Raw genomic sequence first — 14,167 nt, 5'->3', positions numbered from 1 at the left:
GCGCCGCGGGCCGCCGCCGAGACCCCGGCGCCCGCCACGGACGCGGCGCCCACCACGGACACCGCTGCGCCAAGCAGTGAGGGAGCTGAGTCCTGATGTTGATTCCCCGTCGAGTCAAGCACCGCAAGCAGCACCACCCGGGACGCTCGGGCGCTGCCAAGGGCGGCACGACGATCGCGTTCGGTGACTACGGCATCCAGGCTCTCGAGCCGGCCTACGTCACCAACCGTCAGATCGAGTCCGCACGTATCGCGATGACGCGCTACATCAAGCGTGGCGGCAAGGTGTGGATCAACATCTACCCCGACCGCCCGCTGACCAAGAAGCCGGCTGAGACCCGCATGGGTTCCGGTAAGGGTTCGCCCGAGTGGTGGATCGCCAACGTCAAGCCCGGCCGTGTCATGTTCGAGTTGTCCGGTGTGTCCGAGGAGGTCGCCCGTGAGGCGATGCGCCTGGCCATCCACAAGCTCCCCATGAAGTGCCGCTTCATCCAGCGTGAGGGTGGTGAGAACTGATGGCAGTCGGATCGAAGGACCTGACGAGCGAGAAGCTGCGCGAGCTCGACGACGACCGTCTGGTCGACGAGCTGCGCAAGGCCAAGGAGGAGCTGTTCAACCTCCGGTTCCAGTCGGCCACCGGCCAGCTGGAGAGCCACGGCCGGCTGCGCGCGGTCCGCAAGGACATCGCTCGGGTCTACACCGAGATGCGCGAGCGTGAGCTGGGCATCGGCCAGCCCGCCGCCCAGACCCCGGAGAAGGCCGTATGAGCGACACCAGCAACGAGCAAGGGAACACCGTGGCCAACGTAGAGACGCAGACCGACACCACTGCCGGGACGCAGCGCAACGACCGCAAGGTCCGCCAGGGCTACGTCGTCAGCGACAAGATGGACAAGACCGTGGTGGTCGAGGTCGAGGACCGCGTCAAGCACGCGCTCTACGGCAAGGTCATCCGCCGCACGACCAAGGTCAAGGCCCACGACGAGACCAATGAGGTCGGCGTCGGGGACCGCGTCCAGATCATGGAGACCCGGCCCTACTCGGCGACCAAGCGCTTCCGCGTGATGACGGTCCTCGAGAAGGCCAAGTAACCACCCAGTCCGATGTGGCCGGGGCCGGAGCCTCGAGGCAACCGGTCGCCATACATCGTCCAGACCACCATGTTCCGCAAGGCCCTCCCGGGTGACCGGGGGAGAACCAGCGTGACGACAGGAGTTCGACAGTGATCCAGCAGGAGTCGCGACTGCGCGTCGCCGACAACACCGGTGCCAAGGAGATTCTTTGCATCCGTGTGCTCGGTGGCTCGGGTCGTCGGTATGCCGGCATCGGTGACGTCATCGTCGCCACCGTGAAGGACGCCATCCCCGGCGGCAACGTCAAGAAGGGCGACGTCGTCAAGGCAGTCATCGTGCGCACCGTCAAGGAGCGCCGCCGTGCCGACGGCTCGTACATCAAGTTCGACGAGAACGCCGCAGTCATCCTCAAGACGGATGGCGACCCGCGCGGCACGCGCATCTTCGGCCCCGTGGGTCGCGAGCTGCGCGAGAAGAAGTTCATGAAGATCATCTCACTGGCGCCGGAGGTGCTCTGAGCCATGGCAAAGATGAAGATCAAGAAGGGTGACCTCGTGCAGGTCATCAGCGGTCGCTCGCAGAAGAACGGCGGCGACCGGGGCAAGCAGGGCAAGGTCATCGCGGTCTACCCCGAGCGCCAGCGGGTGCTGGTCGAGGGCATCGGCCGGGTGACCAAGCACACCAAGGCGGGCCAGACCAGCCAGGGCGCGAGCACCGGCGGCATCATCACCACGGAGTCGCCGATCCACGTGAGCAACGTGGCGATCGTGGACCCGGAGACCAAGAAGCCGACCCGGGTTCGCACCCGTGTCGAGACCACTGAGCGCGACGGTCGCAGCAAGGCTGCACGCACCCGCGTCGCCGTGCGCTCGGGTAAGGACCTGTGATGACTGACACCACGACCGTGGAGCGCGCCGTGCCCCGGCTCAAGCAGCGCTACCTCGACGAGATCAAGCCGGCTCTGCGCGAGGAGTTCTCGTTCGAGAACCTCATGCAGGTGCCGGGCGTCACCAAGGTGATCGTCAACATGGGTGTCGGCGACGCCGCCCGTGATTCCAAGCTCATCGACGGCGCCGTGCGCGACCTGTCGGCGATCACCGGCCAGAAGCCGACCGTCACCAAGGCGCGCAAGTCCATCGCCCAGTTCAAGCTGCGCGAGGGTATGCCGATCGGTGCCCACACGACGCTGCGTGGCGACCGGATGTGGGAGTTCCTCGATCGCCTGTTGTCGATCGCGCTGCCGCGCATCCGTGACTTCCGGGGTCTGTCGCCGAAGCAGTTCGACGGCCGCGGCAACTACACGTTCGGCCTGACCGAGCAGTCGATGTTCCACGAGATCGACCAGGACAAGATCGACCGCGTCCGGGGCATGGACATCACCGTCGTCACGACGGCGACCACTGACGACGAGGGTCGGGCGCTGCTGCGTCGCCTCGGCTTCCCGTTCAAGGAGAACTGACCGTGGCCAAGACCGCGCTGATCAACAAGGCCAACGCCAAGCCGAAGTTCAAGGTGCGTGGCTACACCCGCTGCCAGCGGTGTGGCCGCCCCCACTCGGTCTATCGCAAGTTCGGCCTCTGCCGCGTCTGCCTTCGGGAAATGGCCCACGCGGGTCAGCTCCCGGGCGTGACGAAGAGCAGCTGGTAACCATCAAACAGACTTCTACACCGCAGGTCCGCCGCGCCACGCGTGCGGAGGAAACCCCGGTGAGGAAGGGCGGAGAAGCCCAATGACCATGACCGACCCGATTGCGGACATGTTGACCCGCGTCAGGAACGCCAACTCGGCGCACCACGACGACGTCTCCATGCCGTACTCCAAGCTCAAGTCCCACATCGCTGAGATCCTCCAGGCCGAGGGCTACATCGCCGGCTGGAAGGTCGAGGACGCCGAGGTCGGCAAGACGCTGACCATCGACCTCAAGTACGGCCCCGCACGGGAGCGCTCCATCGCCGGAGTGCGCCGCGTGTCCAAGCCGGGCCTGCGGGTCTACGCGAAGTCGACCAACCTGCCGCGGGTGCTCGGCGGCCTCGGTGTGGCCATCATTTCCACGTCCTCCGGCTTGTTGACCGACAAGCAGGCGGCGACCAAGGGTGTAGGCGGAGAAGTCCTCGCCTACGTCTGGTAGCGAAGGAAGAGGAGGAGAACCACCATGTCCCGAATCGGACGACTTCCTGTTCCCGTCCCGACCGGTGTCGACGTGACCATCGAGGGTCAGGCCGTCACGGTCAAGGGCCCGAAGGGCGAGCTGCACCACGACGTCGCGGCACCGATCACGGTGGCGCGCGGCGACGAGGGTGTCGTCGAGGTCAGCCGGCCCGACGACCAGCGCGAGTCCCGGTCGCTGCACGGCCTGACGCGGAGCCTGATCAACAACATGGTCCTGGGTGTCACCCAGGGCTACGAGAAGAAGATGGAGATCCACGGCACGGGTTACCGCGTCGTGGCCAAGGGCAGCGACCTCGAGTTCGCGCTCGGCTACAGCCACCCGGTCCTGGTCAAGGCGCCGGAGGGCATCTCCTTCACCGTCGAGAACCCCACCCGATTCGCGGTGACGGGCATCGACAAGCAGCAGGTCGGTGAGGTCGCCGCAAACATCCGCAAGCTGCGCAAGCCCGACCCGTACAAGGGCAAGGGCGTGCGGTACGCAGGCGAGCAGATCCGCCGCAAGGTCGGAAAGGCTGGTAAGTAGCCATGGCAATGATCGTCAAGCGCGCCCACGGCAAGAGCGCGGCCCGTGGCCGCCGCCACCTGCGGGTCCGCAAGAAGGTCGCCGGCACCGCCGCGCGTCCCCGACTCGTGGTCTCCCGCTCGAGCCGCCACGTCTTCGTGCAGGTCGTCGACGACTCGCAGGGACGCACCCTCGCGTCGGCCTCCACCATGGAGCCCGACCTGCGCACCTTCGAGGGCGACAAGACCGCCAAGGCGCGCAAGGTCGGCGAGCTGCTCGCCGAGCGCGCCAAGGGTGCCGGTGTCGAGGCGGTCGTCTTCGATCGTGGCGGCAACCGCTACCAGGGGCGGGTCGCCGCCATCGCCGAGGGCGCCCGCGAAGGTGGGCTGACCCTGTGATCGCGCCGAAGGCTGTGAAGGCCGCAATCATGACCGACCAGAATCTTGAGATGAGGAACCTCTGATGGCTGGACCCCAGCGTCGCGGTGCCACCGGCGGCACCGGTTCGACGAACGACCGCAGCAGCGGCTCTGGTGACCGCCGGGGCCGTGACAACCGTCGCGGCGACCACGCCGACAAGAACCAGTACCTCGAGCGCGTGGTCACCATCAACCGCGTCTCCAAGGTCGTCAAGGGCGGTCGCCGCTTCAGCTTCACCGCGCTCGTCGTGGTGGGCGACGGCGACGGCACCGTGGGCGTCGGCTACGGCAAGGCCAAGGAGGTGCCCGCGGCGATCGCCAAGGGTGTCGAGGAGGCCAAGAAGGAGTTCTTCAAGGTCCCCCGCATCCAGGGCACCATCCCGCACCCGGTCCAGGGTGAGGCGGCGGCAGGCGTCGTCCTGCTGCGCCCGGCCTCTCCCGGTACCGGTGTCATCGCCGGTGGCCCGGTGCGTGCCGTGCTCGAGTGCGCCGGCATCCACGACGTGCTGAGCAAGTCGCTCGGCTCGGACAACGCGATCAACATCGTGCACGCCACGGTCGCGGCCCTGCGTGGCCTCGAGCGTCCCGAGGAGGTCGCGGCCCGCCGTGGACTCGCCCTCGAGGACGTGGCGCCGGCAGCGATGCTGCGTGCCCGGGCCGCAGGGATGGGTGCGTGATGGCCCAGCTCAAGGTGACCCAGACCCGTTCAGAGATCGGTGGGAAGCAGAACCAGCGGGACACGCTGCGCTCCCTCGGTCTGAAGCACATCGGCGACTCCGTCGTCAAGGAGGACCGTCCCGAGTTCCGTGGGATGGTCCAGACGGTCGCGCACCTCGTGACCGTCGAGGAGGTGGACTGACATGGCTGACACCGCTGACAAGGCTGCCAGGGCCGGCAACGGCGAGGACGGTGCCGTCAAGGGCGCGTCCGCGCTGAAGGTGCACCACCTGCGCCCCGCCCCCGGAGCCAAGACCCCGCGCACCCGCGTGGGCCGTGGGGAGGGCAGCAAGGGCAAGACCGCCGGACGTGGCACGAAGGGCACCAAGGCCCGCTACCAGGTGCCCGCGTCGTTCGAGGGTGGCAACCTGCCCCTGCACATGCGGCTGCCGAAGCTGCGTGGCTTCAAGAACCCGGCGCGCGTGCAGCACCAGGTCGTGAACCTTGACAAGCTCTCCGCCCTCTACCCCGAGGGTGGTGAGGTCACCGTCGATGACCTCGTCCGCAAGGGTGCGGTCCGCGACGGTGCTCCCGTCAAGGTGCTCGGCACCGGCGAGATCACCAGCGCGGTCACCGTCACGGTCGACAAGTTCTCGGCCACCGCCAAGGAGAAGATCGAGGCGGCAGGGGGCTCGGCCACCGAGCGCTGAGCTCGTCGGCCTCGGCAACCAGCACGTCATGAGCAAGTAACCTTGGGCAGCGCCCCGAGCGCCCGGACCACGCGGTCCGCGAGCTCGGGGCGCTGTCATCGCAGGTATCGTCGAACCCAGCTGCTCGGACGGCTTCGTGCCCCGGGTACTTTTGGTGCAAACCCGGCCGCCCCGAGGGGCGGCTCCCAGGAGGATCAGTGCTCACCGCTTTCACCCGCGCGTTCAAGACGCCGGACCTGCGCAAGAAGCTGCTGTTCACACTGGCGATCCTGGCGCTGTTCCGACTCGGGTCCCACGTGCCCACCCCCGGAATCAGCTACACGCTGGTCCAGCAGTGCCAGGCGGTCGCCGGCCAGACCAACGGGGTCCTCGGCCTGGCCAACCTGTTCAGCGGTGGAGCGCTGCTGCAGCTGTCGATCTTCGCCCTCGGGGTCATGCCCTACATCACGGCGAGCATCATCGTGCAGCTGCTCACGGTCGTGATCCCCAAGTTCGAAGAGCTGAAGAAGGAGGGGCAGGCCGGCCAGACCAAGATGACGCAGTACACGCGTTATCTGACCATCGGTCTGTCCCTGCTGCAGTCCTCGACACTGATCACCTTCGCGCGCAACCCGTCCTCCCTGTTCGGCGGCAGCTGCCAGACCATCATGCCGGACGACAGCATCAAGGTCGTGCTGATCATGGTCCTCACCATGACCGCAGGCAGCGGCCTGATCATGTGGATGGGTGAGCTGATCACGGACAAGGGCATCGGCAACGGCATGTCGCTGCTGATCTTCATCGCCATCGCGGCCCGCTTCCCGGAGTCGCTGTGGGCCATCAAGGACCAGGGCTGGGACAAGTTCATCCTGGTGATCATCGTCGGGCTGGTCATCATCGCCCTCGTGGTCTTCGTGGAGGAGTGCACCAGACGGGTACCCGTCCAGTACGCGAAGCGGATGGTCGGCCGACGGATGTATGGCGGCACCTCCACCTACATCCCGCTCAAGCTGAACATGGCCAACGTCATCCCGATCATCTTCGCCTCGTCGATGCTGGCCCTGCCGACCCTGGTGGCCCAGTTCAACCGGCCCGCCAACGGCGTCAACACGCCGGGGTGGGTCAACTGGATCGACACCTACCTCGCCCGGGGGGACCATCCCATCTACATGGTGATCTACTTCGTCCTGATCCTCTTCTTCACCTTCTTCTACGTCTCGATCACCTTCCAGCCGACCGAGGTGGCCGACAACATGAAGAAGTACGGCGGGTTCATCCCCGGCATCCGGGCCGGCCGGCCCACGGCGGAGTACCTCGACTACGTGCTGACCCGCATCACCGTGCCGGGAGCCATCTACCTCGCGGTCATCTCGATGATCCCGCTGATCGCCTTCGTCCTGCTCAAGGCGGACCAGAACTTCCCCTTCGGTGGCGCGTCCGTCATTATCATCGTGGGCGTCGGGCTGCAGACCGTGAAGCAGATCGAGTCCCAGCTGCAGCAGCACCACTACGAAGGGTTCCTGCGGTGATCTCTCACCGAGGGCTGACCAAGACTCTGTGAAGGAGATGGCGACGTGCGTCTGATCATCCTGGGGCCGCCGGGGGCCGGCAAGGGCACCCAGGCGGCCAGGATCGCCGAGACCTACGGCATCCCGGCGGTCTCCACGGGCGACATCTTCCGCAGCAACATCAAGAACGGCACCGAGCTCGGCAAGCAGGTGCAGGAGATCCTGGCCTCGGGCGCCTACGTGCCCGACGAGGTCACCAACGCGATCGTGCGCGACCGGCTCGAGCAGCCCGACGCCGAGCAGGGGTTCCTGCTCGACGGCTACCCGCGGACGGCGGCGCAGGTGGCCGAGCTCGACAGCATGCTGGGGGAGGCCGGCCACCAGCTCGACGCCGTCCTCGAGCTGACCGTCGACACCGACGAGGTCGTCCGGCGGCTGCTCAAACGGGCGCAGGTGGAGGGCCGCGCAGATGACACCGAGGAGGTCATCCGGCACCGCCAGCTGGTCTACACGCAGGAGACGGCGCCGCTGGCCGCGATCTACCGCGAGCACGGGCTGCTGCGCCAGGTCGACGGCATGGGCGACGCGGGCGAGGTGACCGCGCGCATCGGGCAGTGCCTCGAGGACCTGACCGAGCAGGCTCGCTGACGTGTTCGGCCGTTCCCGGCTCGACACCAAGACCCCCGAGCAGATCCGGCTGATGCGTGGGGCGGGCCTGGTCGTGGCAGAGACCCTCGCCCTGTTGCGGGAGCGCGTCCGCGCCGGTATGACGACCGGTGACCTCGACGCGATCGCCGAGGAGCACATCCGCGCGCAGGGCGCGGTGCCGTCCTTCCTCGGCTACCACGGCTTCACCGGATCGCTCTGCGTGAGCGTCAACGACGAGGTGGTGCACGGCATACCGGGGTCCAGGCGGCTCGCCGACGGTGACCTGGTGTCCATCGACTGCGGCGCGATCCTGCAGGGATGGCACGGCGACGCGGCGATCTCGCTGATCGTCGGGGGCCGCGAGCAGGGCTCCGAGCAGGACCTCGCGCTGATGGACGTCACCGAGGCGTCGATGTGGGCCGGCATCGCGGCGCTCGCGGTCGGCCGGCCGCTGTATGACGTGGGCGCGGCGGTGCAGGACCGTGTCGAGGCCGCGCCGGTGCCCTACGGCATCGTGGAGGAGTACGTCGGGCACGGCATCGGCACCGAGATGCACCAGGACCCCCAGGTCCCCAACTACCGCGTGCGCGACCGCGGCCCGATCGTGAGATCCGGCGTGACGGTGGCCATCGAACCGATGGTGACCGGCGGGTCGGCCGCGACGAGGGTGCTCGCGGACGACTGGACCGTGGTCACGGTGGACGGCTCACGGGCGAGCCACTGGGAGAACTCGGTCGCCGTCACCGACGAGGGCCTGTGGGTGCTCACCGCCCTCGACGGCGGCGAGCAGCAGCTGAAGGCGCTCGGCGCGCCATACGCGCCCCTCTCCTGATCTCGCTCGATTTCACTCGCGGTGCGCTGATGCCGTATCCTGACGTGTCGGCTCACGTGCCTCTTGTCCCGATGCCATCCCCGCGGCTGGTTGTGGTGGTGTCAGGACGTCGTCACACGCGTGCCAAGAGACAACGAGTAGTCACAGCAGTGCGGACCTGGCTCACCCGAGCCGGGCCGCTCTAGGGAATGCGGAGGACATGGCCAAGAAGGACGGTGTCATCGAGATCGAGGGCACGATCGTCGAAGCGCTCCCCAACGCGACCTTTCGCGTGGAGCTCTCCAACGGTCACAAGGTTCTCGCCCACATCTCGGGCAAGATGCGTCAGCACTACATCCGGATCCTCCCCGAGGACCGTGTGGTGGTGGAGCTCTCGCCCTACGACCTGACCCGCGGCCGCATCGTCTTCCGCTACCGCTAGAGCACACTCGGCGGCTTCTCACCTCAGGGAGCCGCAGTCTCGACCAGTTCCCGATCCGACCGGCTTCCAGACGGCACACGCCCCGCGTGGCGCTGGCGCGGTGGCCCGAACACAGACAGCAGGCAGATGAAGGTTCAGCCGAGCGTCAAGAAGATCTGTGACAAGTGCAAGGTGATCCGCCGCAACGGGCGGGTCATGGTGATCTGCGAGAACCTGCGCCACAAGCAGCGCCAGGGCTGAGCAGCCACCACCGCACGAGTCCCCGGACTTCCACGACTCATCCAGCACGACAGCAGCGCCCGACCCGCGCGAGACCTGCACCCGCAGGCAGGCCGCGATGTCACCCCCGGCACGGAGGCCGGGGACCCGCCGACAGGCACCAGCACCCAGGGTGTCGCCCGACGGGAACGGCACTGCCCCAGACCTCCGCACTGATCAGGAGAACTACGCATGGCACGTCTCGTCGGTGTCGACCTCCCGCGCGACAAGCGCATCGAGGTGGCACTCACCTACATCTTCGGTGTGGGTCGTACCCGCGCCGCGGCCGCTCTGGAAGCCACGGGCGTCAGCCCGGACGTCCGGGTGCGCGACCTCGGCGATGAGGAGCTGGTGGGGCTCCGCGACTACCTCGAGGGCAACTACAAGCTCGAGGGTGACCTTCGTCGCGAGGTGGCCGCCGACATCCGCCGCAAGGTCGAGATCGGCAGCTACCAGGGCCTGCGGCACCGTCGCGGTCTGCCCGTTCGTGGACAGCGCACCAAGACCAACGCCCGCACCCGCAAGGGTCCCAAGCGCACCGTGGCCGGCAAGAAGAAGGCCACCCGCTGATCCGCTCGATCGTCACCTGTGATCCGACAGCAGGAGCGCGCCGCAGCGCACTCGTGACCGAGCCGGACCACGACCCCTTGTCACATCGTCTTCAGTAACCAGGAGAAACCAGCCAATGCCTCCGAAGAGCCGTACGGCTGCGGGCGCCAAGAAGGTGCGCCGCAAGGAGAAGAAGAACGTTGCCCACGGGCACGCTCACATCAAGAGCACGTTCAACAACACCATCGTGTCCATCACCGACCCGCACGGGGCCGTGATCTCGTGGGCCTCGGCCGGCCAGGTCGGGTTCAAGGGCTCGCGCAAGTCCACGCCGTTCGCGGCGCAGATGGCCGCCGAGGCCGCCGCCCGTCGTGCGATGGAGCACGGTATGCGCAAGGTCGACGTCTTCGTCAAGGGCCCGGGTTCGGGCCGCGAGACCGCGATCCGTTCGCTCACCGCCACCGGCCTCGAGGTCGGCGCGATCAGTGACGTCACCCCCACGCCGCACAACGGCGTCCGCCCGCCCAAGCGTCGCCGCGTCTGACCGCCGGCTGCTCAAGGAGATAAGAACTTATGGCGCGTTACACCGGCGCTGACTGCAAGCGCTGCCGTCGCGAGAAGACCAAGCTGTACCTCAAGGGAGCCAAGTGCGACTCCCCGAAGTGCCCGATCGAGCTCCGCCCGTATCCCCCGGGCATGCACGGCCGCGCGCGGACCAAGGACAGCGAGTACCTCCTGCAGATGCGGGAGAAGCAGAAGGCCGCCCGCATCTACGGCGTCCTGGAGAAGCAGTTCCGTGGGTACTACCAGGAGGCGCACCGTCGCCCTGGCAAGACCGGTGAGAACCTGCTGCGCATCCTCGAGACCCGTCTGGACAACGTCGTCTACCGCGCCGGCTTCGCCGCGTCGCGTGACATGGCGCGCCAGCTGGTCCGTCACGGCCACTTCCTGGTCAACGGGCACAAGGTCGACATCCCGAGCTTCCGGGTGTCCGAGAACGACATCATCGAGGTGCGGCAGAAGTCGCACGAGATGACCCCGTTCATCGTGGCGCGCGAGACGCACGGTGACCGCACCGTCCCGGCGTGGCTCGAGGCGATCCCCACCCAGATGCGGATCCTCGTGCACTCCCTCCCGGCCCGCGGCGTCATCGACACGCAGGTCCAGGAGCAGCTCATCGTCGAGCTGTACAGCAAGAACTAGCACCACCCACCGGTATGCCGGGTGCCCATCAGGGCACCCGGCATACCGGCGGATCCGGGTCGGGGACAGAGCCGATCCGGATCGCGGCCCGTCGTGGGGCCGCAGCATCACGAGGCGTCATATAGCGGTCGCCCGTGGGAAGGAAGAATCACCGTGCTGATCGCACAGCGTCCCACCCTCAGCGAGGACGTCGTCTCCGACGCCCGCTCGCGGTTCGTCATCGAGCCGCTCGAGCCGGGCTTCGGCTACACCCTCGGCAACTCCCTGCGCCGGACCCTGCTCTCGAGCATCCCCGGCGCGGCCGTGACGAGCATCCGCATCGACGGCGTGCTGCACGAGTTCTCGACCATCCCGGGTGTCAAGGAGGACGTCACCGAGCTGATCCTCAACATCAAGGGCCTGGTCGTCTCCAGCGAGCACGACGAGCCGGTCGTGATGTACCTGCGCAAGCAGGGCCCCGGCGCGGTCACCGCCGCCGACATCGCCCCGCCCGCGGGCGTCGAGGTGCACAACCCCGACCTGCACATCGCCACGATCAACAGCAAGGGCAAGGTCGAGATGGAGCTGACCGTCGAGCGTGGTCGCGGCTACGTCTCGGCCAACCAGAACAAGTCGGGCGACGCGGAGATCGGCCGGATCCCGGTCGACTCGATCTACAGCCCCGTGCTGACCGTCACCTACAAGGTCGAGGCCACCCGTGTCGAGCAGCGGACCGACTTCGACAAGCTCATTGTGGACGTCGAGACCAAGAACTCGATGAGCCCGCGCGACGCGCTGGCATCCGCCGGCAAGACGCTGGTCGAGCTGTTCGGCCTGGCCCGTGAGCTCAACGTCGAGGCCGAGGGCATCGACATGGGCCCCTCGCCGACCGACGCCGCCCTGGCCGCCGACCTGGCCCTGCCGATCGAGGACCTCGACCTGACCGTCCGGTCCTACAACTGCCTGAAGCGTGAGGGCATCCACACCGTGGGCGAGCTCGTGGGCCGCAGCGAGGCCGACCTGCTCGACATCCGCAACTTCGGCGCCAAGTCGATCGACGAGGTCAAGGCCAAGCTGGTCGACATGGGCCTGCAGCTCAAGGACAGCCCTCCCGGGTTCGACCCGAGCGCCATCGCGGACCGCTACGACGAGTCCGACGACGACGCCGACGCGTCGTTCGCCGAGGACGAGCAGTACTGACCCCCACCCCGTCGACCCGCTGACTGCGGTCAGGGTCAGATCGATCTCAAGGAGAACACCCCATGCCTACCCCCACCAAGGGTCCCCGCCTCGGCGGCGGTCCGGCGCACGAGCGGCTGATCCTGGCCAACCTGGCGACGGCGCTGTTCGAGCACGACCAGATCACCACGACGGAGGCCAAGGCCAAGCGGCTGCGTCCCTACGCCGAGCGGCTGATCACCTTCGCCAAGCGGGGTGACCTGCACGCCCGTCGTCGGGTCATGACCGTCATCCGCGACAAGGGCGTCGTGCACCGCCTCTTCACCGAGGTGGCGCCGGACATGGCCGAGCGTCCCGGCGGCTACACCCGGATCACCAAGATCGCGGCCCGCAAGGGCGACAACGCACCGATGGCCGTGATCGAGCTCATCCGCGAGCCCTACTCGCCGAAGAAGGCGACGGTGAAGGAGGCCGAGGCCGCCACCCGTCGTTCCGTGAAGGAGCAGCAGGCCGTCGAGGAGACCGAGGTCGTCGATGCTGCTGAGGCTCCGGAGGAGGAGACAGAGGTCGTCGAGGCGGAGACCACCGAGGCGGCTCCCGAGACCACCGAGGCGGCCCCTGAGTCGGACGAGACGGCCGACGGCGGCTACGGCCCCGACTCCGCCGCTCCGCTCGAGGACGGTTCGGCGCCCGAGGGCTTCACGGTCAAGGGCAACGCCGGCTCGATGAAGTACCACACGACCGAGTCGCAGTGGTACGACCAGACCGATGCCGAGGTCTGGTTCCGCACGGCCGAGGCGGCCGAGGCGGCCGGCTTTGTCGCCCCCGGCGGTGCCAGCAAGGACGACGACAAGTCCTGAGCGGCACAGCGTCTGACACCACGCGGCCCGCCCTCCCCGAACCGGGAGGGCGGGCCGCTGCCGTTGTCGGCAAGCCGCGCCACCCGGGGACGTGCGACGCACGACGGGACCACCCGGCATACCCCGACGAGGTGCGGACCTGTGGTGCGAAGCGGTGCGGCGTGGCCGCGGGAGGCGAGCATCACACTGCCCGGGGCTATTTTTCCCTTGAATCGTCGTGAAAAAGAATGGACGCTGGGAAGGTCGTGCCCGAGCGCGGCAGACCCGCGGTCCTCACGGACCAGCACAAACAGATAGACGGAGGACATGTCCCAGAAGGACGGTCGATAGACCATGGCCCGGTACACCGGCCCCATCACCAAGAAGTCACGTCGTCTCAAGGTCGACCTGGTCGGCGGCGACGCGAGTTTCGAGTTGCGCCCCTTCCCACCCGGCCAGCACGGACGGCGCCGCGTCCAGGAGAAGGAGTACCTGCTCCAGCTACAGGAGAAGCAGAAGGCCCGCTTCGGCTACGGCGTCATGGAGAAGCAGTTCGTCCGCTACTACAAGGAAGCGGCCCGCAGGCCCGGCAAGACCGGCGAGAACCTGCTGACCCTGCTCGAGTCGCGCCTCGACAACGTGGTCTACCGCGCCGGCCTGGCACGGACCCGTCGGCAGGCCCGTCAGCTCGTGAGCCACGGGCACTTCGAGGTGGGCGGGGTCCGCGTCGACGTTCCGTCCTACCGCGTCGAGCAGTACGACATCATCACGATCCGGGAGCAGTCGCGCGAGACGTTCCCTTTCGAGCTGGCCCGCCAGAGCTACGGCGAGCGTCCCGTGCCGGCCTGGTTGCAGGTCGTCGAGGGCTCCCTGCAGATCCTCATCCACCAGCTCCCGGGGCGCGCGCAGATCGACACCCCGCTGAGCGAGCAGCTGATCGTGGAGCTCTACTCCAAGAACTAGCGGCGACCGATCCGGCCGTGCGCGTCCCTCGTTAGCCTGAGCCCATGAGTGGCGACGACATCGCGAGGCCCTCCCGCGCGGGGGGGGTGCCCTCGCTCACGGAGGGCGGCCTGCTGCGGGTCCGGCTGGACTTCGCGTATGACGGGACCCGATTCTCGGGGTGGGCTCGCCAGCCCGGGCTGCGGACCGTCGAGGAGGAACTCGGTGCCGGTCTGGCCCGCATCCTTCGGGCCGCCGACCCGGTGCGGCTCACGGTGGCCGGCCGCACCGACGCCGGGGTGC

The 14,167-nt window shown here is 67.8% G+C and carries 24 protein-coding genes and 1 pseudogene; all 25 read left to right on the top strand.

From position 1 onward, the window contains the following. Window positions 1–95 precede the first annotated feature (95 nt). On the top strand, window positions 96–515 hold the full coding sequence (rplP, locus tag FRW57_RS08675) for a 50S ribosomal protein L16 (protein WP_137120580.1): 420 nt from the start codon (window positions 96–98) through the stop codon (window positions 513–515). Further along, window positions 515–766: a 50S ribosomal protein L29 gene (gene rpmC, locus FRW57_RS08670; RefSeq protein WP_137120579.1), complete on the top strand. Its 252-nt coding sequence runs from the start codon at window positions 515–517 to the stop codon at window positions 764–766. The genes rplP and rpmC overlap by 1 nt, the downstream gene beginning before the upstream one ends. Further along, a complete protein-coding gene (gene rpsQ, locus FRW57_RS24760; protein ID WP_152185809.1) occupies window positions 763–1,089 on the top strand; it encodes a 30S ribosomal protein S17 in 327 nt (108 codons plus the stop codon). The genes rpmC and rpsQ overlap by 4 nt, the downstream gene beginning before the upstream one ends. Before the next feature lie 131 nt (window positions 1,090–1,220). Further along, the gene (gene rplN / locus FRW57_RS08660) at window positions 1,221–1,589 is read left to right on the top strand and encodes a 50S ribosomal protein L14 (RefSeq protein WP_137120577.1); all 369 of its coding nucleotides are present in this window, start codon (window positions 1,221–1,223) and stop codon (window positions 1,587–1,589) included. A gap of 3 nt (window positions 1,590–1,592) precedes the next feature. Further along, window positions 1,593–1,958, top strand: coding sequence for a 50S ribosomal protein L24 (rplX, locus tag FRW57_RS08655; RefSeq protein WP_238384545.1), 366 nt, complete (start codon window positions 1,593–1,595; stop codon window positions 1,956–1,958). Continuing rightward, window positions 1,958–2,530: a 50S ribosomal protein L5 gene (gene rplE, locus FRW57_RS08650; protein WP_137120576.1), complete on the top strand. Its 573-nt coding sequence runs from the start codon at window positions 1,958–1,960 to the stop codon at window positions 2,528–2,530. Before rplX ends, rplE begins: the two co-directional genes overlap by 1 nt. Before the next feature lie 2 nt (window positions 2,531–2,532). Next, entirely contained in the window at window positions 2,533–2,718 is a 186-nt protein-coding gene (locus FRW57_RS08645) for a type Z 30S ribosomal protein S14 (RefSeq protein ID WP_137120575.1), read from the top strand. Window positions 2,719–2,800: 82 nt separating this feature from the next. Further along, complete coding sequence (gene rpsH / locus FRW57_RS08640) at window positions 2,801–3,199, top strand: 30S ribosomal protein S8 (protein ID WP_137120574.1); 399 nt, start codon at window positions 2,801–2,803, stop codon at window positions 3,197–3,199. Window positions 3,200–3,223: 24 nt separating this feature from the next. Continuing rightward, window positions 3,224–3,763: a 50S ribosomal protein L6 gene (gene rplF, locus FRW57_RS08635; protein WP_137120573.1), complete on the top strand. Its 540-nt coding sequence runs from the start codon at window positions 3,224–3,226 to the stop codon at window positions 3,761–3,763. Between the two features lie 2 nt (window positions 3,764–3,765). Next, on the top strand, window positions 3,766–4,140 hold the full coding sequence (gene rplR / locus FRW57_RS08630; RefSeq protein ID WP_137120572.1) for a 50S ribosomal protein L18: 375 nt from the start codon (window positions 3,766–3,768) through the stop codon (window positions 4,138–4,140). 64 nt (window positions 4,141–4,204) lie between these two features. Beyond that, window positions 4,205–4,837, top strand: a complete 633-nt coding sequence (gene rpsE / locus FRW57_RS08625; protein ID WP_137120571.1) for a 30S ribosomal protein S5 — start codon at window positions 4,205–4,207, stop codon at window positions 4,835–4,837. Beyond that, window positions 4,837–5,019 (top strand): 50S ribosomal protein L30, encoded by a 183-nt coding sequence (gene rpmD / locus FRW57_RS08620; RefSeq protein WP_137120725.1) that lies wholly within the window; start codon window positions 4,837–4,839, stop codon window positions 5,017–5,019. The genes rpsE and rpmD overlap by 1 nt, the downstream gene beginning before the upstream one ends. Window position 5,020: 1 nt before the next feature. Continuing rightward, entirely contained in the window at window positions 5,021–5,527 is a 507-nt protein-coding gene (gene rplO / locus FRW57_RS08615) for a 50S ribosomal protein L15 (protein ID WP_137120570.1), read from the top strand. A 197-nt stretch (window positions 5,528–5,724) separates the two neighbouring features. Next, window positions 5,725–7,035 carry a preprotein translocase subunit SecY gene (secY, locus tag FRW57_RS08610; protein ID WP_137120569.1) on the top strand — a complete coding sequence of 437 codons (1,311 nt, stop codon included), beginning with the start codon at window positions 5,725–5,727 and terminating at the stop codon, window positions 7,033–7,035. Between the two features lie 45 nt (window positions 7,036–7,080). Beyond that, window positions 7,081–7,662, top strand: coding sequence for an adenylate kinase (locus FRW57_RS08605; protein ID WP_137120568.1), 582 nt, complete (start codon window positions 7,081–7,083; stop codon window positions 7,660–7,662). Between the two features lies 1 nt (window position 7,663). After that, window positions 7,664–8,494 carry a type I methionyl aminopeptidase gene (gene map, locus FRW57_RS08600; RefSeq protein WP_137120567.1) on the top strand — a complete coding sequence of 277 codons (831 nt, stop codon included), beginning with the start codon at window positions 7,664–7,666 and terminating at the stop codon, window positions 8,492–8,494. A gap of 199 nt (window positions 8,495–8,693) precedes the next feature. Next, complete coding sequence (infA, locus tag FRW57_RS08595) at window positions 8,694–8,915, top strand: translation initiation factor IF-1 (RefSeq protein WP_137120566.1); 222 nt, start codon at window positions 8,694–8,696, stop codon at window positions 8,913–8,915. Window positions 8,916–9,041: 126 nt separating this feature from the next. Beyond that, window positions 9,042–9,155 (top strand): 50S ribosomal protein L36, encoded by a 114-nt coding sequence (gene rpmJ / locus FRW57_RS08590; RefSeq protein ID WP_006592630.1) that lies wholly within the window; start codon window positions 9,042–9,044, stop codon window positions 9,153–9,155. Window positions 9,156–9,365: 210 nt separating this feature from the next. Continuing rightward, complete coding sequence (gene rpsM, locus FRW57_RS08585) at window positions 9,366–9,743, top strand: 30S ribosomal protein S13 (protein WP_137120565.1); 378 nt, start codon at window positions 9,366–9,368, stop codon at window positions 9,741–9,743. 115 nt (window positions 9,744–9,858) lie between these two features. Next, on the top strand, window positions 9,859–10,266 hold the full coding sequence (gene rpsK / locus FRW57_RS08580; RefSeq protein ID WP_137120564.1) for a 30S ribosomal protein S11: 408 nt from the start codon (window positions 9,859–9,861) through the stop codon (window positions 10,264–10,266). A 29-nt stretch (window positions 10,267–10,295) separates the two neighbouring features. Then, complete coding sequence (gene rpsD, locus FRW57_RS08575) at window positions 10,296–10,925, top strand: 30S ribosomal protein S4 (protein WP_137120563.1); 630 nt, start codon at window positions 10,296–10,298, stop codon at window positions 10,923–10,925. A gap of 153 nt (window positions 10,926–11,078) precedes the next feature. Further along, the gene (locus tag FRW57_RS08570; protein WP_137120562.1) at window positions 11,079–12,104 is read left to right on the top strand and encodes a DNA-directed RNA polymerase subunit alpha; all 1,026 of its coding nucleotides are present in this window, start codon (window positions 11,079–11,081) and stop codon (window positions 12,102–12,104) included. Between the two features lie 62 nt (window positions 12,105–12,166). After that, the gene (gene rplQ / locus FRW57_RS08565; RefSeq protein ID WP_137120561.1) at window positions 12,167–12,943 is read left to right on the top strand and encodes a 50S ribosomal protein L17, sunset domain variant; all 777 of its coding nucleotides are present in this window, start codon (window positions 12,167–12,169) and stop codon (window positions 12,941–12,943) included. 333 nt (window positions 12,944–13,276) lie between these two features. Next, a complete protein-coding gene (gene rpsD, locus FRW57_RS08560) occupies window positions 13,277–13,885 on the top strand; it encodes a 30S ribosomal protein S4 (RefSeq protein ID WP_152185808.1) in 609 nt (202 codons plus the stop codon). Between the two features lie 113 nt (window positions 13,886–13,998). Then, window positions 13,999–14,167, top strand: a pseudogene (locus FRW57_RS08555) (tRNA pseudouridine(38-40) synthase TruA); the annotation flags it as partial.

It is taken from the genome of Segeticoccus rhizosphaerae (assembly GCF_009192725.1).
Classification (GTDB): Bacteria; Actinomycetota; Actinomycetes; order Actinomycetales; family Dermatophilaceae; genus Segeticoccus; species Segeticoccus rhizosphaerae.
Note: the sequence above shows the minus strand (reverse complement) of the source record. Positions and strands in the feature narration are given on the sequence as shown.